The organism is Enterobacter sp. Acro-832 (assembly GCF_011752745.1).
GTDB classification, from domain to species: Bacteria; Pseudomonadota; Gammaproteobacteria; order Enterobacterales; family Enterobacteriaceae; genus Enterobacter; species Enterobacter quasiroggenkampii.
The window spans coordinates 61,486-84,702 of the sequence record NZ_VWWX01000011.1 but is presented as its reverse complement, the minus strand read 5'-3'; the positions used below and the strand labels follow the sequence as shown (position 1 = coordinate 84,702).

Annotated in this window: 21 protein-coding genes; 5 read left to right on the top strand and 16 right to left on the bottom strand. The window is 55.2% G+C overall.

Annotated features, from left to right (window positions below; genetic code table 11):
- Positions 1 to 262: 262 nt before the first annotated feature.
- The 4 genes from hemG to pepQ are packed head-to-tail and all read right to left on the bottom strand — an operon-like array spanning position 263 to position 4,255.
- Entirely contained in the window at positions 263 to 808 is a 546-nt protein-coding gene (gene hemG / locus F3J31_RS22745; protein WP_167215683.1) for a menaquinone-dependent protoporphyrinogen IX dehydrogenase, read from the bottom strand.
- Positions 809 to 818: 10 nt separating this feature from the next.
- Positions 819 to 2,270, bottom strand: a complete 1,452-nt coding sequence (gene trkH, locus F3J31_RS22740; RefSeq protein WP_023309600.1) for a Trk system potassium transporter TrkH — start codon at positions 2,268 to 2,270, stop codon at positions 819 to 821.
- A gap of 39 nt (positions 2,271 to 2,309) precedes the next feature.
- On the bottom strand, positions 2,310 to 2,924 hold the full coding sequence (locus tag F3J31_RS22735; RefSeq protein ID WP_024908007.1) for an IMPACT family protein: 615 nt from the start codon (positions 2,922 to 2,924) through the stop codon (positions 2,310 to 2,312).
- Positions 2,924 to 4,255 (bottom strand): Xaa-Pro dipeptidase, encoded by a 1,332-nt coding sequence (gene pepQ, locus F3J31_RS22730; RefSeq protein ID WP_104949907.1) that lies wholly within the window; start codon positions 4,253 to 4,255, stop codon positions 2,924 to 2,926. The genes F3J31_RS22735 and pepQ overlap by 1 nt, the downstream gene beginning before the upstream one ends.
- A 189-nt stretch (positions 4,256 to 4,444) precedes the next feature.
- On the opposite strand from pepQ, the gene fadB reads away from it, so the two are divergent.
- The gene (gene fadB / locus F3J31_RS22725; RefSeq protein WP_167215680.1) at positions 4,445 to 6,634 is read left to right on the top strand and encodes a fatty acid oxidation complex subunit alpha FadB; all 2,190 of its coding nucleotides are present in this window, start codon (positions 4,445 to 4,447) and stop codon (positions 6,632 to 6,634) included.
- 9 nt (positions 6,635 to 6,643) lie between these two features.
- On the top strand, positions 6,644 to 7,807 hold the full coding sequence (fadA, locus tag F3J31_RS22720; protein WP_008501515.1) for an acetyl-CoA C-acyltransferase FadA: 1,164 nt from the start codon (positions 6,644 to 6,646) through the stop codon (positions 7,805 to 7,807).
- A gap of 161 nt (positions 7,808 to 7,968) precedes the next feature.
- Here the strand turns inward: fadA and fre are convergent, their stop codons facing one another.
- Positions 7,969 to 8,670 carry an NAD(P)H-flavin reductase gene (gene fre, locus F3J31_RS22715; RefSeq protein ID WP_008501516.1) on the bottom strand — a complete coding sequence of 234 codons (702 nt, stop codon included), beginning with the start codon at positions 8,668 to 8,670 and terminating at the stop codon, positions 7,969 to 7,971.
- A 42-nt stretch (positions 8,671 to 8,712) separates the two neighbouring features.
- Positions 8,713 to 10,206 carry a 4-hydroxy-3-polyprenylbenzoate decarboxylase gene (gene ubiD / locus F3J31_RS22710; protein WP_167215677.1) on the bottom strand — a complete coding sequence of 498 codons (1,494 nt, stop codon included), beginning with the start codon at positions 10,204 to 10,206 and terminating at the stop codon, positions 8,713 to 8,715.
- Positions 10,207 to 10,376: 170 nt separating this feature from the next.
- On the opposite strand from ubiD, the gene rfaH reads away from it, so the two are divergent.
- Positions 10,377 to 10,868 (top strand): transcription/translation regulatory transformer protein RfaH, encoded by a 492-nt coding sequence (rfaH, locus tag F3J31_RS22705; protein WP_028015881.1) that lies wholly within the window; start codon positions 10,377 to 10,379, stop codon positions 10,866 to 10,868.
- Here rfaH and tatD read toward each other — a convergent pair.
- From tatD to udp, 10 genes are all read right to left on the bottom strand, one after another.
- Complete coding sequence (gene tatD / locus F3J31_RS22700; protein WP_167215674.1) at positions 10,865 to 11,647, bottom strand: 3'-5' ssDNA/RNA exonuclease TatD; 783 nt, start codon at positions 11,645 to 11,647, stop codon at positions 10,865 to 10,867. The two genes, rfaH and tatD, sit on opposite strands and share 4 nt — an antisense overlap.
- 41 nt (positions 11,648 to 11,688) lie before the next feature.
- Positions 11,689 to 12,459: a Sec-independent protein translocase subunit TatC gene (gene tatC / locus F3J31_RS22695; protein ID WP_045909218.1), complete on the bottom strand. Its 771-nt coding sequence runs from the start codon at positions 12,457 to 12,459 to the stop codon at positions 11,689 to 11,691.
- Between the two features lie 2 nt (positions 12,460 to 12,461).
- Positions 12,462 to 13,004: a Sec-independent protein translocase protein TatB gene (gene tatB / locus F3J31_RS22690; RefSeq protein ID WP_008501521.1), complete on the bottom strand. Its 543-nt coding sequence runs from the start codon at positions 13,002 to 13,004 to the stop codon at positions 12,462 to 12,464.
- Between the two features lie 3 nt (positions 13,005 to 13,007).
- Complete coding sequence (gene tatA / locus F3J31_RS22685) at positions 13,008 to 13,262, bottom strand: Sec-independent protein translocase subunit TatA (protein WP_020882874.1); 255 nt, start codon at positions 13,260 to 13,262, stop codon at positions 13,008 to 13,010.
- A 76-nt stretch (positions 13,263 to 13,338) separates the two neighbouring features.
- A complete protein-coding gene (gene ubiB, locus F3J31_RS22680; RefSeq protein ID WP_045909219.1) occupies positions 13,339 to 14,979 on the bottom strand; it encodes a ubiquinone biosynthesis regulatory protein kinase UbiB in 1,641 nt (546 codons plus the stop codon).
- Positions 14,976 to 15,581, bottom strand: a complete 606-nt coding sequence (ubiJ, locus tag F3J31_RS22675) for a ubiquinone biosynthesis protein UbiJ (RefSeq protein ID WP_048030774.1) — start codon at positions 15,579 to 15,581, stop codon at positions 14,976 to 14,978. The genes ubiB and ubiJ overlap by 4 nt, the downstream gene beginning before the upstream one ends.
- Positions 15,582 to 15,594: 13 nt before the next feature.
- Positions 15,595 to 16,350, bottom strand: a complete 756-nt coding sequence (gene ubiE / locus F3J31_RS22670) for a bifunctional demethylmenaquinone methyltransferase/2-methoxy-6-polyprenyl-1,4-benzoquinol methylase UbiE (RefSeq protein ID WP_167215671.1) — start codon at positions 16,348 to 16,350, stop codon at positions 15,595 to 15,597.
- A gap of 66 nt (positions 16,351 to 16,416) precedes the next feature.
- Complete coding sequence (gene rmuC, locus F3J31_RS22665) at positions 16,417 to 17,874, bottom strand: DNA recombination protein RmuC (protein ID WP_167215668.1); 1,458 nt, start codon at positions 17,872 to 17,874, stop codon at positions 16,417 to 16,419.
- A gap of 92 nt (positions 17,875 to 17,966) precedes the next feature.
- Positions 17,967 to 19,175, bottom strand: a complete 1,209-nt coding sequence (locus tag F3J31_RS22660) for an RNA-guided endonuclease TnpB family protein (RefSeq protein ID WP_167215665.1) — start codon at positions 19,173 to 19,175, stop codon at positions 17,967 to 17,969.
- A 693-nt stretch (positions 19,176 to 19,868) separates the two neighbouring features.
- On the bottom strand, positions 19,869 to 20,630 hold the full coding sequence (gene udp / locus F3J31_RS22655; RefSeq protein WP_003860792.1) for a uridine phosphorylase: 762 nt from the start codon (positions 20,628 to 20,630) through the stop codon (positions 19,869 to 19,871).
- Between the two features lie 255 nt (positions 20,631 to 20,885).
- On the opposite strand from udp, the gene F3J31_RS22650 reads away from it, so the two are divergent.
- Both F3J31_RS22650 and F3J31_RS22645 read left to right on the top strand, forming a co-directional pair.
- Positions 20,886 to 21,692: a dienelactone hydrolase family protein gene (locus F3J31_RS22650; RefSeq protein ID WP_048030776.1), complete on the top strand. Its 807-nt coding sequence runs from the start codon at positions 20,886 to 20,888 to the stop codon at positions 21,690 to 21,692.
- 38 nt (positions 21,693 to 21,730) lie between these two features.
- A complete protein-coding gene (locus F3J31_RS22645) occupies positions 21,731 to 23,194 on the top strand; it encodes a family 1 glycosylhydrolase (RefSeq protein ID WP_167215662.1) in 1,464 nt (487 codons plus the stop codon).
- The last annotated feature ends 23 nt before the right edge of the window (positions 23,195 to 23,217 follow it).

The window sequence follows — 23,217 nt, the reverse complement described above, 5'->3', positions numbered from 1 at the left end:
TCCATGTCACTTTGAGTGCCCACACAGATTGTCTGATAAATTGTTAAAGAGCAGTGCCGCTTCGTTTTCGCTGCGGCGCGGGGTGTGCATATTACGCTTTCCCGCTTCAGAGTCAAGCGTTTATTTTCGCTTTTCTCTGCTGACCCGGCGGCGTGTGTGCCGTTGTTCCGTGTCAGTGGAGGCGCATTATAGGGAGTTATTCTGAAGTGACAAGCACAAAATACAAAAAACTTTTCGTTCGCTCACTTTTCAAACTTAACGCTTATTTATGTCTCGAATCGCCCGTTAAATGTGCGATTTCTCGCGCAAAACTGGCTACCTGCGACCAGTCGGTATAAACCACTTCTTTACGCGTGTCGGTTTCGCCCCCCGTCATCTTCATAATAAGACGGATCATAAAGCGGTCATACCAGCGGTAGCGAGGATAGCGCAGCGCGCCAGCAAAGACGGCGCACAGTTCTGGCTGCCACGGCGAGTTGAGTAAAAACTTGCGCGTGTAGCTGTTGGTCTGCGGCGTGCGCTTCTCGGGTTTACGCGCGACCAGATTGACCGAGTAGAACGCGCCGGGCAACGTATTGAGCTTCGCCGTATGCTTTTTCACAAAGCGATCCAGCGCCGGATGGAAATGCCCGTAACGAATAGATGCACCAATCACCACGCGATCGTAATCCTGCCAGGTAATCTGATCCACACGGTTCAGGTTTACCACATCCGAGTAAATCCCCAGCTCTTTGAGTTCAGATGCCAGATAGGCGGCAATCTCCCGCGTTTGCCCGTCTCGCGTAGAGAAAAGAATCAGTGTTTTCATCAACGGCTCCTTACTCGCGCCAGAATGTAGGGGTGAACAGTACCAGCAGCGTAAAGACCTCAAGACGACCAAACAGCATATTGGCGATGAGGATCCATTTCGCGACAGGGTTCATACTGGCAAAGTTATCCGCCACCACGCCCAGGCCAGGCCCGAGGTTATTCAATGTTGCGACGACGGACGCAAAAGCGGAGAAATCATCCACTCCCGTCGCGATAATCGCCAGCATACTGACGATAAAGACCAGCGCATACGCCGAGAAGAATCCCCACACCGCTTCGAGGATACGTTCCGGCAGCGCGCGGTTCCCCAGCTTGATGCTGTAGACCGCGTTCGGGTGGACCAGACGCTTCAGCTCGCGGTTACCCTGCTTAAACAGCAGCAGAATACGAATTACCTTCAGACCACCGCCCGTCGACCCCGCACAGCCGCCGATAAACGCGGAACAGAGCAAAAGCACCGGCAGGAACAGCGGCCAGCGCGCGATGCTGTCCGTGGTAAACCCGGCGGTCGTCGCCATCGACACCACCTGGAAGAAAGCCTGGTTTAGCGTGGTCAACGCGGAGTTATAGACATCATGGAACCAGAGCACCAGGGTGCAGATGATCACCAGCGTCAGCTGGACGCCAATAAACATGCGGAACTCAGGGTCACGCCAGTATACCTTCAGGCTGCGCCCGCTCAGTAAAGAGAAATGCAGACCGTAGTTACAGCCAGAGATCAGCAGGAAAATGGCAATGATAGTGTTAATCGTTGGGCTGTCGAAGTAGCCCACGCTGGCATCGTGGGTAGAGAACCCGCCAATCGCAATCGTCGCAAAACTGTGCCCGATAGCATCAAACGCGGGCATCCCGGCAAACCATAGCGCCAGCGCACAGGCAACAGTCAGCAAGACATAAATCAGCCACAGGGTTTTCGCCGTCTCGGCAATACGCGGCCGCATTTTATTGTCTTTCAGCGGCCCGGGCATTTCGGCACGATAAAGCTGCATCCCCCCGACGCCCAGTATAGGCAGGATGGCCACCGCCAGGACGATGATCCCCATACCGCCGAACCACTGCAGCATCTGACGATAAAAGAGAATCGCGTGCGGCAGCGAATCCAGTCCTACCAGCGTCGTCGCCCCGGTCGTCGTTAAGCCGGAGAAAGATTCAAAGAAGGCATCCGTGATGCTCAGGTTAGGCTGTTCAGAGAAGATAAAGGGCAGCGAACCGACGCTCCCCAGCACCGTCCAGAACAGGACCACAATCAGAAAGCCTTCGCGAGATTTCAGTTCACCTTTCTGACGACGGTTCGGCCACCACAGCAGGGAGCCGATCGCCAGCGCGACAAAGAAGGTCTGGGTAAATGCCCGCCCCGCGCCGTCCCGGTAGATAAGCGCCACCAGTCCAGGGAGAATCATCGTCCCGGAAAAGAGTATGACCAGCAGTCCAACGATTCGGGTTATGGCACGAAAATGCATCTCTGCCGCTTCCTTTGGTATTCAAAAGTGAGGTGGGGATTATTCTTCAATCGGCAGCAATTGCAACGAACCACGACTAAAATCAGCGAGTTTTGCTGAAAAAGCAGCCAGTTCCGCCTGAGGAAGCGCCACGCGTAATTGCACCATTGCCTGATATTCACTGTGTGCGATGACACCGTTAAACTGCCGCAGCAGCGCTTCAATACCCGATAGCTGGGCGTAATCGCATAATAAAGTATATTCGGTAAGCGGCGTTTTGCGGGTAGTGACCAGCATATTAAGCGCCTGCTGCACGCCCCCGCCATAGGCTTTAACCAGCCCACCGGTGCCTAACAAAATGCCGCCGTAGTAGCGCACCACCACGGCGGTTATTTCGCCCACGCCGCTGCCCATTAGCTGGGAGAGCATGGGTTTACCGGCCGTGCCCGCCGGTTCACCGTCATCGGAAAACCCCAACTGCTGCGAATCGTCCGGCGGCCCTGCTACCCACGCCACGCAGTGGTGACGGGCGTCAGGATGCTCAGCCCGGACGGACTCGACAAACGCTTTTGCCGCCTCTACGCCGTCGGTATGTGCCAGCAGCGTAATAAAGCGGCTTTTCTTGATTTCCTCAACAAAGGTGACCGGTTCAGCCGGTATTAGCCAGCTTTCCATCAGGCCAGCTTCAGGTCTCGCGTCATATTCTCGATACCGTTTTCGTGAATCACCACGTTATCTTCGATACGAATACCGCCAAACGGCTTCAGCGCGTCAATTTTTTCCCAGTTGAAGTGCTTGCTGAACTGGCCTTCACGCCACGGCGCCAGCAGGGATTCGATAAAGTAGATCCCCGGTTCAATCGTCAGCACCATGCGCGGTTCCAGAATGCGGGTGCAGCGCAGGTAAGGATATTTAGACGGTGCCGCCAGGTGCGTACCGGTATCATCCTGCATAAAGCCCGCAACGTCGTGCACCTGCAGGCCCAGCGGGTGACCAATGCCGTGCGGCATGAAGGGCCCGGTCAGATCGTTCTCGACCATCGCCTCTTCACTCATGTCTTTCACAATCTGGTGCTTACGCAGCAGTTTGGCGATGCGCTGATGGAACTGGATGTGGTAATCCACATAGCTGGTGCCCGCCTTCATGGTGGCAATCAGCGCCAGCTGTTCATCGTTCACGTCTTTGATCAGCTGCGCGAACTCGGTGTCCGCATTCGCCGCCCAGGTGCGGGTCAGGTCGGCCGCGTAGCCGTTATACTCTGCCCCTGCGTCCAGCAGGAAGCTGCGCATTTCCGACGGAACCTGGTGATCCAGTTTGGTGTAGTGCAGGACGGACGCGTGCTCGTTGAGCGCGACAATGTTGCTGTACGGCACGTCGGTATCGCGATGACCGGTGGCAGTCAGGTACGCCTGGTTGATATCGAACTCGCTCATGCCGGACTGGAAGGCTTCATGCGCCGCACGGTGACCGTTCACCGCGGTCTTTTGCGCTTCACGCATGCAGTAAAGTTCATAGTCAGTTTTATACGCGCGGTAATAGTGGAGGTAATCTAGCACCCCTTTCGGGTTGAGTTTGTCTGCCGCAATATCCAGACCCAATGCACGCTCCGGAACAGGGCCAATATAGGCGATGTTGCCACGTGCGGCAGGCAGCTGGCCGCCAATACCGTCCGCTTTTGGCAGCGCAATGACCTCAATCTCTTCCGTCCAGAAAGAGGTCGGCAGCGGCTCAACGTTGTGCCAGTAATCGACCGGCAGGTAGAACCATAGTTTCGGCTTGTTCACGCCATCCACCAGCAGCCAGCAGTTGGGCACCTGCGTCACCGGCACCCACGCCTTAAACTGTGGGTTCACCTTGAACGGATAAGCGTGGTCATCCAGAAAGGTATTCATCAGCTCGCCGGAGTGGATCAGCAGCGCATCCAGCTTAAAGCGGGCCAGTACATCGCGGGTACGTTCCTGTAGGGTAACGATATGATTTTTATAAAGCGAAGCCAGTGAGTCCATCATTATTCCTTTCGTTTTTTGACCTCAAGTCATCGCATCTTAGCACACCTCACTCCGCCTGCGTGATTTCCACCGACCGTGATCAATGCAGCAATTTCTTAATGAGTAATTTGCATTTTATTAACATAAATCCCACACTCCGATTCATCTGGTATGACCAGATCCAATTGCTGGATTCAGGAGACTGACATGCTCTACAAAGGCGACACCCTGTACCTCAACTGGCTGGAAGATGGCATTGCCGAACTGGTGTTCGATGCCCCCGGCTCAGTGAACAAGCTTGATACCGCGACGGTGGCCAGTCTTGGCCAGGCGCTGGATGTTCTTGAAAAACAACCTGAATTAAAAGGGCTGCTGCTGCGTTCGAACAAAGCGGCCTTTATCGTCGGTGCCGATATCACCGAGTTCCTTTCGCTGTTCCTGGTCCCGGAAGAACAGCTGAGCCAGTGGCTGCACTTTGCCAACAGCGTCTTTAATCGTCTGGAAGATCTGCCTGTCCCGACTATTTCCGCCGTTAACGGCTATGCGCTGGGCGGTGGCTGCGAGTGCGTGCTGGCGACCGACTATCGCCTGGCGACGCCGGACCTGCGCATCGGCTTGCCGGAAACCAAGCTGGGCATTATGCCGGGCTTTGGCGGCTCCGTCCGTATGCCGCGCATGCTCGGTGCCGACAGCGCGCTGGAGATCATTGCCGCGGGTAAAGATGTCGGCGCAGAACAGGCGCAGAAAATTGGACTGGTCGACGGCGTTGTAAAACCGGAGAAGCTTGTTGAAGGCGCACTCGCTATTCTGCGTCAGGCCATTAACGGCGATCTGGACTGGAAGGCCAAACGCCAGCCGAAGCTGGAGCCGTTAAAACTCAGCAAGATTGAAGCCACCATGAGCTTCACCATCGCCAAAGGCATGGTGATGCAGACGGCGGGTAAACACTACCCGGCGCCGATCACGGCGGTGAAAACCATTGAAGCGGCTGCCCGTTTCGGGCGCGATGAAGCGCTGAAGCTCGAAAATCAGAGCTTTGTCCCGCTGGCGCACACCAATGAGGCTCGCGCGCTGGTCGGTATCTTCCTGAACGATCAGTTTGTGAAAGGCAAAGCCAAACAGCTGACCAAAAACGTTGAGACGCCAAAACATGCGGCGGTACTCGGCGCGGGCATTATGGGTGGCGGCATCGCTTACCAGTCGGCCTGGAAAGGCGTGCCGGTGGTGATGAAAGACATCAACGAGAAATCCCTGACGCTGGGCATGACCGAAGCGGCCAAGCTGCTGAATAAACAGCTTGAGCGCGGCAAAATTGACGGTCTGAAGCTTGCAGGCGTGATTTCCACCATTCAGCCCGTGCTGGAATACAGCGGTTTTGATCGTGTCGACGTGGTGGTCGAAGCCGTCGTCGAGAACCCGAAGGTTAAAAAAGCGGTGCTGGCGGAAACAGAAGACAAGGTTCGCCCGGATACCGTGCTGGCCTCTAACACCTCCACTATTCCAATCAGCGAACTGGCGAGCGTGCTGAAGCGTCCGGAAAACTTCTGCGGTATGCACTTCTTCAACCCGGTACACCGTATGCCGCTGGTCGAAGTGATCCGTGGGGAAAAAACCTCTGACGACACCATCGCCAAAGTGGTGGCCTGGGCAAGCAAGATGGGCAAAACGCCGATCGTCGTTAACGATTGTCCGGGCTTCTTTGTCAACCGCGTGCTGTTCCCTTATTTCGCCGGTTTTAGCCAGCTGCTGCGCGACGGCGCGGACTTCCGCAAAATCGACAAAGTGATGGAAAAACAGTTCGGCTGGCCGATGGGACCGGCGTATCTGCTGGACGTTGTGGGCATTGATACCGCCCACCACGCCCAGGCGGTAATGGCGGCAGGCTTCCCGCAGCGCATGCAGAAAGACTATCGCGACGCGATTGACGCGCTGTTCGACGCTAACCGCTTCGGTCAGAAAAACGGTCTGGGCTTCTGGCGCTATAAAGAAGATAGCAAGGGCAAACCGAAGAAAGAAGAAGACGCGGCGGTGGATAGCCTGCTGGCCGATGTCAGTCAGCCGAAACGCGACTTCACCGACGATGAGATCATCGCCCGCATGATGATTCCGATGATCAACGAAGTGGTGCGTTGCCTCGAAGAAGGCATTATCGCCAGCCCGGCGGAAGCGGATATGGCGCTGGTATACGGCCTGGGCTTCCCTCCGTTCCACGGCGGCGCGTTCCGCTGGCTGGACACACTCGGCAGCGCCCGCTATCTCGATATGGCTCAGCAGTATCAGCACCTCGGCCCGCTGTATGAAGTGCCGGAAGGGCTGCGTAACAAAGCGCGCCATAACGAACCCTACTATCCCGCAGTTGAGCCAGCCCGTCCGGTTGGCGAGCTGAAAACGGCTTAAGGAGTCACAATGGAAAAGGTTGTCATTGTTGATGCGATTCGCACCCCGATGGGCCGTTCAAAAGGCGGCGCGTTCCGTAACGTGCGTGCGGAAGACCTCTCCGCGCACCTGATGCGTAGCCTGCTGGCGCGTAACCCGGCGCTGGATCCGGCTGCGCTCGACGATATCTACTGGGGCTGCGTGCAGCAGACCCTGGAGCAGGGCTTCAACATCGCCCGCAACGCGTCGCTGCTGGCGGAGATCCCGCATTCGGTTCCGGCCGTCACCGTTAACCGCCTGTGCGGTTCATCAATGCAGGCGCTGCACGACGCTGCCCGCATGATCATGACCGGCGATGCTCAGGCTTGCCTGGTCGGTGGCGTCGAGCATATGGGTCACGTCCCGATGAGTCACGGGGTCGATTTCCACCCGGGGATGAGCCGCAACGTGGCGAAAGCTGCGGGGATGATGGGTCTGACCGCCGAGATGCTCTCCCGCCTGCACGGCATCAGCCGCGAAATGCAGGATGCCTTTGCCGCACGCTCTCACGCTCGCGCATGGGCCGCCACGCAGTCTGGTGCCTTTAAGAACGAGATCATCCCTACCGGCGGCCACGATGCAGACGGCGTTCTGAAGCAGTTCAGCTACGACGAAGTCATCCGCCCGGAAACCACCGTCGAAGCGCTATCCACGCTGCGTCCGGCGTTTGACCCCGTCACCGGTACGGTCACGGCAGGGACCTCGTCGGCGTTGTCCGACGGCGCCGCCGCGATGCTGGTAATGAGCGAAAGCCGCGCCCGCGAGCTGGGATTAACGCCTCGCGCTCGGGTACGCTCGATGGCGGTCGTGGGCTGCGATCCGTCGATCATGGGCTACGGCCCGGTTCCGGCTTCAAAGCTGGCGCTGAAAAAAGCGGGCTTAACCGCCAGCGACATCGATCTCTTTGAGATGAACGAAGCGTTCGCCGCGCAAATCCTGCCGTGCATTAAAGATCTGGGGCTGATGGAGCAGATCGACGAGAAGATTAACCTCAACGGCGGCGCGATCGCCCTCGGTCACCCGCTGGGCTGCTCCGGGGCGCGTATCAGCACGACGCTGATCAACCTGATGGAACGCAAAGATGCCCAGTTTGGTCTGGCAACGATGTGTATCGGGCTGGGTCAGGGTATCGCGACGGTGTTTGAGAGAGTGTAAGGCTATAACGTAGGCCCGATAAGCATCGCGCCATCGGGCTTTTGCCGGGAGGCGCTGCGCTTTCCCGGCCTACGAGAGGTACCTCACCGCCAGTCGTGTCACTGGCGAAGAGAAACAGTTTAGTTGCCGTTCTTCCCGCCTGTCAGGGGCGGGTTTTTTATTTAAATGAAGGCAAACGCATCGCCAAACAGGCGGTCTTCACGCGCATCACGTTCGTTACAGAACAGATCGCGGGCTATTTTCGCCATCTCGAAACGCCCTGCAATGTAGATATCATGCCCCGCCAGCGTACCGTGATCCTGCAGCACTGCCGTCAGCACCGTCCCGCTACGCCCGCGCCAGCCCTCTTCCGGCTGCTCAACCACCGGCTCAATGCGCAGGTTAGGATGGGTAACGCTCAGCGCTTCCAGTTCAGACAGGTCATACAGGTGTTTCTCTTCACGGCCACCCCAGTAGATCGTGATATCACGGTCGGGATTACGCGCCAGGGCGGTCAACAGAATGGAGCGCACGTAGGAGAAGCCTGTACCACCGGCAATCAGGATCAGCGGACGGTCTTCGTCATCGCGCAGCCACGCATCACCGTGCGGAATATCCACTACGATCTCGCGCTCTTTCAGAATGCGGTCCATGACGGCCATCGCATACAGGTTAAGCTCTGACGCACCGATATGAAGCTCAATAAATTCCTGCTCCGCTGGCGTGGAGGCCATGGAGAAAGGACGCTTATCACGCTCATCCATCACGACCATCAGGTACTGACCCGCGCGGAAAGAGAATGGCGCTTCTGGCACTAAACGGACGCGATATACGGTGTCGGTGATGGCATCTACCGAGGTCACTTTACAGCTTAAGGTTGTCATTCGCTCTCTCTGTCGGGAAGTCTATAGGGCTTAACGGTCAGCTCAGGGTTTACCGTTATTCATTATGGCCAGCTCGTCCCAGATCGCGTCAATGCGCGCGGTCACAGCAGGATCTTTTTTGATCGGGCGACCCCATTCACGGTCGGTTTCGCCAGGCCATTTATTTGTGGCATCCAGTCCCATCTTTGAGCCAAGGCCGGAAACCGGCGAGGCAAAATCCAGATAATCAATCGGCGTGTTTTCGACTAACACCGTATCGCGCGCCGGGTCCATTCGCGTGGTAATGGCCCAGATTACGTCATTCCAGTCGCGGGCGTTAACGTCATCATCGCAGACAATAACAAATTTGGTATACATAAACTGGCGCAGGAAAGACCACACGCCCATCATCACGCGTTTAGCATGACCTGGATACTGCTTCTTCATCGTGACCACCGCCATGCGATACGAGCATCCTTCAGGCGGCAGATAAAAATCAACAATTTCCGGGAACTGCTTTTGCAGGATCGGCACAAACACTTCATTCAGCGCCACGCCCAGTACCGCCGGTTCATCCGGTGGACGCCCGGTATACGTGGAGTGATAAATCGCATCTTCACGCTGCGTAATGTGCGTCACGGTAAACACCGGGAAGTTATCCACTTCGTTGTAATAGCCGGTGTGGTCGCCGTAAGGGCCTTCCGGCGCCATTTCACCCGATTCAATGTAACCTTCCAGCACAATTTCTGCACTGGCCGGGACTTCAAGATCGTTAGAGATACACTTCACGACTTCGGTTTTCGTCCCGCGCAGCAGGCCAGCAAAGGCATACTCCGAGAGCGTATCCGGTACGGGCGTGACGGCCCCGAGAATGGTGGCCGGATCGGCGCCCAGCGCAACGGACACCGGGAAACGTTCACCTGGATGCGCAGCACACCACTCCTGGAAATCCAGCGCGCCGCCGCGATGCGACAGCCAGCGCATAATAAGCTTATTCTTGCCAATCAACTGCTGGCGGTAAATACCGAGATTCTGGCGTTCTTTGTGCGGGCCGCGCGTAACGGTCAGTCCCCAGGTGATCAGCGGCGCGGCATCTTCCGGCCAGCACTGCATGACAGGGATTTTAGTCAAATCAACCGCATCGCCTTCCAGCACCCTCTGCTGGCATGGCGCGCCGCGCAGGCGTTTAGTGGGCATGTTCAGCACCTGCTTAAACTGCGGCAGCTTGTCGAACAGATCGCGGAAGCCTTTCGGCGGCTCCGGCTCTTTCAGAAAGGCCAGCAGCTTACCGACTTCGCGCAGGGCCGTGACGTCTTCCTGCCCCATCCCCAGTGCGACGCGACGCGGTGTACCAAACAGGTTGCACAGCACCGGCATGGCGTACCCTTTCGGATTTTCAAACAGTAACGCGGGGCCACCGGCACGCAGGGTGCGGTCAGCAATTTCTGTCATCTCCAGATAAGGATCAACAGGAAGTGTAATACGTTTGAGTTCACCCTGCTTTTCCAGCAGCGTCAGGAAGTCGCGGAGATCGTGGTATTTCATGCAGTTAATCATGGCCTCTCTGTAAGCGCTTCATTATACGGCGTAAGCCTGCTTGATGCTGTAATTTTGTTAAATTAGCGTGAAGTTATGCGTTCTGTCCCATTTTCGCCCATTATAATCAACTTAGCGATCCCGCCAGGGTTTTGATATGCTTGCGCCCCGAACTAAGGGAAAGAGTGATTATGCAGGCCTGGTATTTACTGTATTGCAAACGCGGGCAACTTCAGCGCGCGCAGGAACATCTTGAACGTCAGTCTGTCAATTGCCTGACGCCCGTGATCACGCTTGAAAAAATGCAGCGCGGGAAGCGCACAACCGTGAGCGAGCCGTTATTCCCGAACTACCTGTTCGTGGAGTTCGACCCGGAGGTGATCCACACCACCACCATCAGCGCCACGCGCGGCGTCAGCCATTTTGTTCGCTTTGGCGCTCACCCCGCGACGGTTCCCTCATCGGTGATCCACCAGCTGTCGATTTATCAGCAGCCCGAAGGCCTTACCGACCCGGAAACGCCCTACACGGGCGATAGCGTCGTGATTACTGAAGGGGCTTTCGAAGGCCTGCAGGCGATTTTTGCCGAGCCGGACGGGGAAGCGCGCTCCATGCTGTTGCTTAATCTGCTGAACAAGCAGGTGCTGCAGAGCGTTAAAAACACCGACTTCCGTAAACTTTAAACGTTTATCCCAAACAGCTTACGCACGTTGTCATCCGTCTGTGCGGAAAGCCAGTGCGGATCCTCTCCGCGCCACGTCGCGACGCGCTCAACAATGTGCCCCAGATAAGCGGGCTCATTGCGTCGCGATGCCGGTTTGGGTTTCATATCGCGCGGCAGCAGATAAGGCGCATCCGTTTCAAGGAGCAACCGGTCAGCCGGGATCGCTGGCAACAGTTCCCTAAGCTCAAGCCCGCGGCGCTCATCGCAAACCCAGCCGGTAATCCCCAGATAAAGCCCGCGCTCCAGGCACTCCAGCGCCTCCTGCCGTGAGCCGGTAAAACAGTGCAGCACTGCGCCCGGCAGTTTCTCAAGCCACGGATCCAGCAGAGTCAGGAAACGCTCATGCGCGTCGCGACAGTGCATAAATACGGGCATTTCAAGCTCTGCCGCCAGCGCAAGCTGGGCAGTGAATGCCTTTTCCTGCTCTTCAGGCGTGGAAAAGTTACGGTTGAAATCGAGACCGCATTCGCCAATCGCCACCACTTCCGGTGTCTTCGCCAGCCTGCGCAGGGTTTCACCGCTTTCCGGGGTCCACTGGCTGCTGTCATGTGGGTGTACGCCCGCGGTAGACCAACAGCGTTCGTAGCGTTGCGCCAGCTGCTGCGCCTGCTCGCTCTCATGCAGGTTGGTGCCCGTCAGCAGCAGTCCTTTCACCCCGGCGGCAAACGCGCGCGCAACCACCTCATCGCGATCTTTCGCAAACTGCGAGCTGGTCAGGTTAAGTCCGATATCAAACATGCGAATCCCCATATAACAACCGCCCTGACGGGCGGCTGGTTTTACTCTTCAGTGGTCTTGTCGGACGTCGCGTCTTCGTCATCCGACCGACGCCCTTTACCCACGTAGAACCGTGAGAAGAAGACGCCGACCTCAAACAGGCAGTACATCGGTATGGCCAGCAGCGTCTGGGAGAACACATCCGGCGGTGTCAGCAGCATGCCGACCACAAATGCGCCGACCAGGATATACGGACGCTTCTTACGCAGGTCATCCGGCGTGGTGACTCCTACCCAGCAGAGCAGCACAATGGCCACCGGTACTTCAAAGGCCACGCCGAACGCCATAAACAGCGCCATCACAAAGCTGAGGTAGCTGGCGATATCTGTCGACACCTGGACGCCTTCCGGCGCGGTATGCGTCAGGAAGCCGAAGGCCAGCGGGAAGACAACGAAATAGGCAAACGCCATGCCGATATAGAACAGCAGCGAACTGGACACCAGCAGCGGGATGACCAGCTTGCGTTCGTGCTTATACAGTGCTGGCGCCACAAAGGCCCACACCTGGTACAGAATCACGGGCGCAGAGGCAATCAACGACACCCAAAAGGTCAGCTTGATGGGGGTAAAGAACGGAGAAGCAACGTCTGTTGCAATCATCGTTGCGCCCAGCGGCATCTGCTTGATCAGCGGCGCAGAAACCACCTGGTAGATATCGTTGGCGAAATAGACCAGGCATAGAAAAATAACGAGAACCGCAATAATGCAGTTTAACAGGCGCTTACGCAGCTCTATGAGGTGCGTAATCAGCGGTTGAGTATCATCTACAGCCATGTTTACGCTTTATCACTCGACGAAGGGGATGATTCGGAAACGGGCGCGGCGGGTTTTGCCTCGGCAGCGTTAACCACGGGCTTTTCCGGCTGCACCTGCTTTTTCACTTCGGTTTCCTGCGGCGTCTGTTCAGGCGCAGCAGCCTGATGTTCAGCGCTGGCAGGCGTTACGCCTTCACGCTGCTCTTCGCTGCCCTTCACCACCGGGTTATGGATGGTGTTCGCTTCATCGCTCGCTTTTTCAGGATCGTTAATGCTGTAGGAGCGCTTCATGGATTCCGCCGCTTCGCGCAGCTCATCCATTGACGCTTTCAGTTCCGGCGTCAGGTTATCCATGCTCGCCTTCTCAACCTTTTTCAGGCTTTCCTGAAATTCCTGCAGCTTAAGCTCCTGAGCCAGTTCATTCTGAACGGTCGATGCCAGCGATCTCAGCGCACGAACCCAGCCCGCAACGGTTTTCACCGCCACCGGCAGACGCTGAGGCCCCAGCACGATCAGGCCAATCACAAAGACCAGCAGGAGCTCACTAAAACCAATGTCGAACACGACTTACACCTGCTCTTTATCGTGGCGTTTAGCGTCTTCCTTTTTGGCTTCTTCTTGCTTGTCGGAGATGGATTTAGCAGTAAAGTCAGCGTCCTGGCTGGTTTTATCCTGCTTGCTCTCATCATCGCTCATCGCTTTCTTGAAGCCTTTGATAGACGCGCCCAGATCGGAACCAATAGAACCGAGCTTTTTGGTGCCAAACAACAGCACGACGATGACGGCAATGATCAACAATTGCCAGATACTGATACCACCCATACACGTTCCTCAGGGATAGATGATTAATGAGTCAGGTCGCATTATACGTATGCGACCCGTCGATAGCGACGCAAACTCAGCGCGTTTTTCGCCATCCGGCAAGCCAGACAACCACCCCGGCGGCCATCAGCCAGGCGGGCATCATCTGCCACTCCGGGCGGTTGATTAGCAGCAGCGTACCGCTCAGCAGCAGCGTTGCGCCAATCCCAAAGAGATAGCGTGACTGCCCCTGACGAACACGGCTGGACTGAAGTTCGCGAGCGATTTTATCCATGCTGTGCTGAAGGTTCTTGCTCTGACGCAAACTGTCATAAACCAGTTCAGGAATTTCAGGCATTTTTTCTATCCAGAACGGGCCTTTCTCTTTCAGCGAGCGCACCAGCGCCGGAATACCAACCTGATCCTTAATCCAGGATTCAAGGAAAGGTTTCGCGGTCTTCCACAAGTCTAACTGAGGATAGAGCTGTCGGCCTACACCCTCAACGTAAAGTAATGTTTTCTGAAGTAAAACTAGCTGTGGCTGAACTTCCATATTAAAGCGGCGAGCCGTGTTGAACAGGTTCAACAGCACATGTCCGAAGGAGATTTCCGCTAGCGGTTTTTCAAAAATCGGTTCGCAAACGGTCCGGATCGCAAACTCGAACTCTTCGACGTTGGTGTCCGGCGGTACCCAGCCGGAATCGACGTGTAGCTCGGCCACCTTACGGTAGTCGCGGTTGAAGAACGCGATGAAGTTCTCGGCCAGATAGCGTTTATCTTCTTTATTCAGCGACCCCACTATCCCGCAGTCGATACCGATATACTTCGGATCCTCAGGGTGCTCGTAGCTCACGAAGATATTGCCCGGGTGCATGTCCGCATGGAAAAAGCTGTCGCGGAACACCTGGGTGAAGAAGACCTGCACGCCACGCTCGGCCAACAGCTTCATGTTCGTTCCCTGCTTCTCCAGGGCCACCACATCCGAAACCGGAATACCGTAGATACGCTCCATCACCATCATGTTCTGGCTGCAGTAGTCAGAATAGACTTCAGGGACATAGAGCATCGGGCTGTTTTCAAAGTTGCGACGCAGCTGAATGGCGTTTGCCGATTCACGCAGCAGGTTAAGCTCATCAATCAGCGTTTTTTCATATTCCCGCACCACTTCCATTGGACGCAAACGACGTCCGTCCGGAAGCAGACGCGGCACCCAGCGCGCCAGACGATAAATCAGCTTCATGTCTGCTTTGATGATGGGCAGGATGTCCGGACGAATGACCTTAATAACCACTTCCTTGCCATTTTCTTTCAGGCGCGCGGTGTGTACCTGAGCGATAGAGGCCGATGCCAGTGGCTGAATATCGAAATCGTCAAACCAGGTCTCAATGGGAATGTTGCCCATCGCCTCTTCAATTTGCTTTTTCGCGCGCGCACCGTCAAACGGTGCGACGCGGTCCTGCAGCATCGCGAGCTCATCGGCAATAAGCGGCGGGAAGAGATCGCGACGGGTCGACAGCATCTGTCCAAATTTAATCCATACCGGACCGAGCTCCTGCAATGCGAGGCGCAGGCGCTCACCCAGCGGCTGACCTTTATGGCGATTGGGCATCCAGAAGAGCATCCGCCGCCAGATACGAAGCGGCAGCGTGATACGCATTTTGGGGATAAGCTCGTCGAGCCCGTAGCTCAAAAAGGTGCGAATAATAAAATAGAGGCGCCGAATTTCACCAGGCGTCATTTGCCCTCCAGTTTTTCCAGCCGTTTGGTTAAGGCATCGACCGCACGTTCAACAGCAGCGGTCTCTTCCGCAAACCATGCCACTTCCAGTGGACCGGGCGCCATTCGCCACTCCTCCGTCAGCACTTCCGCCGCATAGCGTTGCTGACGTTGCAGGCTTTTACGCGCAAAGGAGGTGCCACCCTGAAGGACTTTCCCGATACCTTCAGCGGCAATGTCGCCGATAAAAGGCGCGAGCAGCTCTGCCGGGTCGAACTCCGCAAGATCGGTGAGCGCAACGAAGTTCTGCACGACCTGAATGTCGCCTTCTACTTCCAGCTCACCGCTGCGGATAAGCGCCGTTAATTGCTGGCGATCGCGCAGTTTTGGCAGCACGCTCATGTGCGTGATGACCGAGCAGTCGGCGTCACCTTCCCACGCCCCCAGAACGTCAAGCTGGCGTTCGCTGAAGACCAGCACAAGCGGCGTCGAGAACTCTTTTAAAACAATACGTAATACCTTCCCGTTTAGCCGCTGACGCGCTGCTTTAAGCGCCGGAGCACGATAGAGAAAAGCATTCAGTACGTTTTCGATACCTGCGGTGACTAAGGGTTTAAAGGGCACGGGACACCTCCACTCAGAACTTGTAACCGCGATGCAGCGCGACGACACCCGCCGTCAGGTTGAAATATTCAACGTTCTCAAATTCTGCATCCTGCATCATGGCTTTTAATGTGTCCTGATCCGGGTGCATACGGATAGATTCCGCCAGATAGCGGTAGCTTTCCGCGTCGTTGGCCACCAGCTCACCGATGCGTGGCAGAACGTGGAAGGAATAGGCGTCGTAAGCTTTGCTCAGCGGCTCAATAATCGGTTTGGAAAATTCGAGCACCAGCAGGCGTCCACCCGGCTTCAGCACGCGATAAATGGAGCGCAGCGCTTTTTCTTTGTCGGTCACGTTACGCAGACCGAAGGAGATCGTGATGCAGTCAAAGGTATTGTCCGGGAACGGCAGCGCTTCGGCATTTGCCTGCACATATTCCACATTCCCCACCACGCCGATGTTACGCAGCTTTTCGCGGCCCATTTTCAGCATGGAGTCATTAATATCGGCGAGGACAACGCGCCCGGTTTCGCCCACCAGACGAGAGAATTTCGCGGTTAAATCGCCCGTACCACCGGCTAAATCCAGCACCGTTTGTCCGCGACGCACGCCGCTACAGTCAATGGTGAAGCGCTTCCACAAGCGATGAATGCCGAACGACATCAGGTCATTCATCACATCGTACTTCGCCGCCACGGAATGAAATACGTGGGCCACCATGTCAGCTTTCTGCGCTTTGGCGACAGTCTGAAAGCCAAAGTGCGTTGTGTCTTGTGAATCGTCAGCCATCTTAGAGCCTGCTTATCAGTAAAATGTTCGTGAAGTGTAACAGATTGGGCGCGTTTGCCCTACGTTTCAACCACCGCGAAAGAAACGCGCCGAAGTCTCGCCTGGTGATAAATCCACCGCTAACGTGTTGTCTTCACTGTTTGTCTTTTGTTCGTCCGCCCCTTCACGCAGGCGAAACTCGTCGTCCTGGGCGGTGGCCTGTTCCACCAATTCCGGATTAATCTCGCGTTTAACCTCTACCCCCAGGCTGCGGAATGATTCGGCCTGCGCCAGCAGATTGCCACGTCCCGAGGCGAGTTTTTTCATCGCCTGACGGTAGTTATCCTGCGCACGGTCCAGGCTCTGCCCGACGGAGGACATGTCGTCCACGAAGAGGCGCATTTTGTCGTACAGCTTGCTGGCGCGGTCAGCAATCTGCTGCGCGTTGCGGCTCTGGTGCTCATAGCGCCACAGGTTCGCAATGGTGCGTAAGGCCACCAGCAGCGTGGTGGGGCTGACCAGCATAATGTTATTTTTGAGCGCTTCGGTGATGAGTTCAGGCTGCCTGTCGAGTGCCAGCAGAAACGCGGGCTCTACCGGAATAAACATCAGGACATAGTCTAGCGATCGCAGGCCAGGCAGCTGCTGATAGTCTTTTCTGCCGAGCAGGCGAATATGATTGCGCACGGAGGCAATGTGCTCCTGCAGCGCCGATTCGCGGGTGTAGTCGTCCTCCGCATTGAAGTAACGCTCATACGCCACCAGGGTCATCTTGGCGTCAATCACCACATCTTTGCCCTGGGGCAGCCGCACGATCACATCCGGCTGCATTCGCGAGCGGGCATCATTTTCAATACTCACCTGCGTTTCGTATTCGTACCCTTCCCGAAGGCCTGAAGCTTCCAGGACGCGGGTCAGCACCACTTCTCCCCAGTTGCCCTGGGTTTTGTTATCCCCTTTCAGCGCGCGGGTGAGGTTGACCGCCTCCTGCGCCATCTGGGCATTCAGCTGCTGGAGATTGCGAATTTCATGCGCCAGGGTATGCCGCTCGCGGGCTTCCTGACCAAAGCTGTCCTGTACCTGACGGCGGAAGCCGTCCAGCTGTTCACGCAGGGGCGTCAGCAGGCTGTTCAGGCTCTGGCGGTTCTGCTCGTCAACGCGTCGGTTGCTGTGCTCAAAAATGCGGTTTGCGAGGTTTTCAAACTGTTCGCTGAGGCGCTGCTCGCTGTTGATCATCTGGCGGATTTTATCTTCCGCATGCAATTGAGTGGATTCCAGGCGGGTGGTCACTTCACGGAGATCGGCCTCCAGCGAGGTGTTGATATCACGGAGATTGCGCAGCTCGTTGTTGAGCAGTTCACACTCGTCGCGCCAGTGTTCACTCAGGGCAAGCTGCTGCCTGGCCGCGCTTAAATCGGCGACGATCTCTTCGCGTTCAGCCAGCTGATCGGCCTTCTGCTGCGCATGCTGATAGCTGGACATCAGCCAGCCTATCGCCACGCCCGCCAGCGCAATCACCGCATAAATCAGGATTGAGATATCCACAATGCCCCCTGCATCAACGTATTACCCGCACAAAATAGGATTGTGCTGTTTGGCATCCTCCCTGTCCTGAAGGACCGAGACCCCTACAGCGATCAGATCGAAACCTGACTCGCCTCGGTGGGTTCCTGCTTCAATGAAAGGCCTGACTGCACCATCCCTCCACAGGCAAGCACGGCATGCCCTGCCGCTAAAATATTACGCGCACCGTTGATATCGGCGTTCGCCCTGTATCCGCATATCTGACAAACAAATTTACTCTGAGACAGGCGATTTTCCTTCGAAGTATGACCACAATTGGCGCATCGCTGGCTGGTATATGCCGGAGGAACTGCAATCACCTGACCGCCTCGCCATCGCTGCTTGTACTCAAGCTGGCGACGCATTTCATACCACCCCTGATCCAGTATCGCGCGATTTAAGCTTGATTTGGCTCTGACGTTTCGCCCGTGCAACTCTACCTTGCCTTTCGCCGACTTCGACATGTTGCTGACCTTAAGATCCTCAATGACAATGATCGCGTGGTTTTTGCTGATTTCACTGGTGATTTTATGCAGATAGTCGCGCCGAATATTAGCAATGTGCGAATGTAAACTTTGCAGTTTCCGTTTCTGTTTTTTCCAATTAGCACTGAATTTTACTTTACGGCTTAACTGGCGGTGGAGCGTTGCCAGCTTAAGCTGACGGTTTTTTAAGCTGTTGACGGGCTTGTATACTGTGCCATCTGAAAGCGTTGCGAGTTTCATAACTCCAGCATCCAGGCCAACAATTGACGCTGCCTTATGAACGGGTTCGGCAACGTCGCACTCTGTCTGGATGCTAACAAACCATTTGCCACATGACTGATTAACTGTAACATTTTTCACTTCACCAGTGATTTTGCGGCTATTGCGGTAGCGTATCCATCCCAACTTTGGCAACGATATACGGCTGTTGGCTTGATCAAGCTTCACCCCCTGAGGGTAACGAAAAGCATCATTCTTCCCGCGTTTTTTTAAACGGGGGAATGCCGCGCGTTTCTGAAAAAAGTTCCTGTAACCACGTTCCAGATCTTTTAGCGACTGCTGTAACGTCTGCGATGGAGATGCATTAAGCCACTCTGTTTCCGGATCGGCTTTCCAGGCTGTGAGCCAAAAAGCCATTTTTGTATAGGGAATGTACTTATTCCCTGTCTCATAGTTCTCATTCTGAAGCGCCAACGCGCGGTTAAAAACGAAGCGACAAGCTCCAGCGAAGCGCCACATATCTCGCTCCTGCTGACCATCGGGTCTCAACTGAAATTTGAAGGCTTGAAGTCGTTTCATTGACACTATTCTACTTTGGTCTATGGCAAATGAAACCGCATTCGCCGTGACTACTGAGAGATTGCTCAGCACGATTACTACAAAGGCGTTCTGTGGACTCAAGGTTATTTTACAAGTAGTTGTAGCAGTGCTGCCGACACGGATTTGACAATACGTTGAGCGACAACGAATACCAGGTTAACCCAAAATCACACCCTATGCTCCTGCTCTGAAGGACGTGTTTTATAACGAACCTGTATAAACGTCCAGTTCGACTGGGTGTTCCTGCGAGGCGCTACGCAAAAAATATTCATTTAATAGCAAGGGTCGTGACAATAACAGAGGTGGATATAAGGGATTAGAAGGAAGCTTCCAAATTAAAATTTGTATCCTTAAACCAATATCTGCTCAAGGTAAGGTTTTCAGTAGTTTCCTTATTTTGTCTTGTCAGAAACCATTAACGCAAAGCGGTGCATTTTCTTGAACATGATATGCAAACCAACAGAATACCTAAGGGAATATCTTGTTTATGAATCTGGTACACAATGCTAACGAAATCATGGAGTTCGTAACTTCAGTTTTTACAATTGCTATATTTATTCACTCCATATGGCGCTGATTAAGTGAGCTGATTTTCATGTGATTATGGGGTAAGTGACTTTCTGAAAAAAATAAAGGCCGAACGTGTCGGCCTTTGGTTTCGAAGGGAGAGGACTAGATCAGGCGACGCGCCGCTTCTACCACGATTTTCACCGCATGACTTTCGGTCTGCTTCATGGTTTCGGCGTTCGGGATCTCCTGCTGGGTACGGTTGACGATAACGCCCGCCACCATACCGGCACGCAGACCCTGGCTTGCGCACATGGTCAGCAGCGTGGCGGATTCCATTTCGTAGTTCATCACGCCCATCGACTGCCACTCTTCCATGGAGCCTTTGAAGCGGCTTACCACGCGGCCAGAGAAGGTGTCGTAACGCTCCTGGCCCGGGTAGAAGGTATCGGACGAAGCGGTTACGCCCACGTGGGTGGTTGCACCCACAGATTTCGCGGCTTCAACCAGCGCGGTGGTGCACTCGAAATCTGCCACCGCCGGGAACTCCATCGGTGCAAAGTGGAGGCTTGCGCCATCCAGACGCACAGACGCGGTCGTCACCAGCACGTCGCCGACGTTGATATGCGGCTGAATAGCGCCAGTGGTACCGATACGCAGGAAAGTACGAATGCCCAGCTGTGCCAGCTCTTCAACAGCAATCGAAGTAGACGGGCCACCGATACCGGTAGAACACACAATCACGGCTTTACCATCCAGCTCTGCGCGCCAGGTGGTAAATTCACGATGGGCTGCCAGCTTAACCGGCTTATCCATCAGCGCGGCGATCTTTTCCACACGCTCCGGATCGCCAGGGACGATAGCGAGCGTAGCCCCTTGTAAATCGTTTTTAGTGAGGCCGAGATGAAAAACATCAGACTTAGACATAGGTGACTCCTCTGTGGGTCGGTTAGTCAGAAGAAGTAAAACGGTACTTTACAGAAGCAGTAAGCATAATTTCGTGACGCATCTCACCATGAATGAAAATGATTGCATCGAATTTCCATAAAAAAGTGATTTACATCACATTAACAAGTTATATCGTCAGGTGCTGCACAAAAGATAGACCGTTTAAGGCACTGTGAGTTGTTAACCTGGTGTCTATATTTACCTTTGCGCTAACTGATTGGTACGGAGAATGCCATGACTGAAAAAACCGGTTTTGCACCTGCTGCGGCCCCGCATGCCTCAACCATCGTCTCAACGTCTGAAGATGCCATCACCGCGGGTGAGACCTCTATTCCCACGCAGGGAGAGAACATGCCTGCTTACCACGCACGACCAAAATCGGCAGACGGCCCGCTGCCCATCGTGATCGTGGTTCAGGAAATTTTCGGTGTTCACGAACACATTCGCGACCTCTGCCGCCGGCTGGCGCTGGAAGGCTATCTGGCCGTTGCGCCAGAGCTCTACTTCCGTCAGGGCGATCCGAACGACTACAGCGATATTCCCACCTTGCTCAGCAACCTGGTCAGCAAAGTCCCGGACGCGCAGGTGCTGGCCGACCTCGACCACGTCGCCAGTTGGGCGGCGCGCAACGGGGGCGATCCCCATCGTCTGCTGGTCACCGGCTTCTGCTGGGGCGGACGCATTAGCTGGCTGTATGCCGCGCATAACCCGCAGCTCAAAGCCGCTGTCGCCTGGTACGGCAAACTGGTGGGTGAAAAAACGCTGAATTCACCGAAACATCCGGTTGATATCGCCACAGACTTAAATGCCCCCGTGTTAGGGCTTTACGGCGGTCAGGACACCGGTATTTCGCTGGATTCGGTAGAAACCATGCGCCATGCGCTCCGCGCGGCAAATGCGAAGGCGGAGATCGTGGTATACCCGGATGCCGGGCATGCGTTTAACGCCGACTATCGTCCGAGCTATCACGCTGAATCGGCTAAAGATGGATGGCAGCGGATGCTTACGTGGTTCCGTCAGTACGGTGGTAAAAAAGGGTAAGCCTTTCCCATCATCATGACGTATAAGGAGTGCGTGTTATGGACAATTCCCTCGCGTTTCCACACGGTTTTTTATGGGGCGGCGCGATTGCCGCCAACCAGGCCGAAGGCGCATGGAACGTGGACGGCAAAGGGCCGTCCGTTGCCGACGCTGTCGCCTGGAAACCCAACCTCTCCGTGAAAGATTACAGCGGCCACATGGCCCTGACGGACGAAAATATTCGCGACGCGTTTGAAGGTAAAAATGATGCGCTGTACCCGAAACGCCGCGGCATCGATTTTTATCACCACTATAAAGACGACATCGCGCTGTTTGCTGAGATGGGTTTTAAGGTGCTGCGCGTATCCATTGCCTGGTCACGTATTTTCCCGACCGGAGAGGACGCCGAGCCAAACGAGGCCGGGCTGCAGTTTTATGAAGAACTGTTTCGCGAGCTGCGTCGTCATAACATCGAGCCGCTGGTCACCCTTTCCCACTACGAAATGCCGCTGGCGCTGAGCGAAAAATATAACGGCTGGGTGCATCGCAATGTGGTTGATGCCTTTGTTCGCTTCAGCAATGTTTGTTTCGACCGCTACAAAGAGCTGGTGCGTTACTGGCTAACCTTCAATGAAATAGACAGTATTCACCGCCATCCCTTTACGACCGCGGGCATTCGCGAAGAGAAAAGCGCACCGGGCAACGCGAAACAGGATATCTATCAGGGTCTGCACCATCAGTTTGTCGCGTCTGCACTGGTCACGCGCGACTGCCACGCCAAAATTCCGGGCAGCCAGGTCGGGTGCATGCTGACGAAACTGACGACCTATCCGCACAGCTGCCGTCCGGAAGACGTTGAAGCCACGCTGAAGAAAAACCTGGAAAACTATTTTTATGCCGACGTGCAGGTATTTGGCGACTATCCGCCGCTGATCCTGCGCGATCTGGAACGACGAAATATCCATATTGAAATGCACCCTGACGATCGGCGTATTTTAAAGGCGCATACCGTCGATTTCGTCTCCTTCAGCTATTACATGTCGATGACCGAATCCACGCAGCCTGACGCCGAACGCATTCCCGGGAATACCGTTCTCGGTGTGAAAAACCCGTATCTGCCTGCGTCCGAATGGGGATGGCAGATTGATCCGCTTGGGTTGAAAATATCGCTGCTGGAGCTGTATGACCGTTACCGGAAGCCGCTGTTTATCGTTGAAAACGGTCTGGGCGCGAAGGATGTGGTCGAAAACGGCAAGATCCACGATAGCTATCGAATCGACTACTTCCGCGCACACTTCGCGCAAACGCTGGCCGCGATTAATGAAGGCGTCGAGGTGATGGGGTTCACCACGTGGGGCTGTATCGACATCATCAGCGCGGGCACCTCGCAGATGTCCAAACGCTACGGTTTTATCTATGTCGATCAGGACGATGAAGGCAACGGTACGTTGAAACGGCTGAAAAAAGACTCCTTCTGGTGGTACCAAAAGGTGATTGCCAGCAACGGCGCAGATCTGAACTAAGCATGCGCATTCCAGGCCGGGCA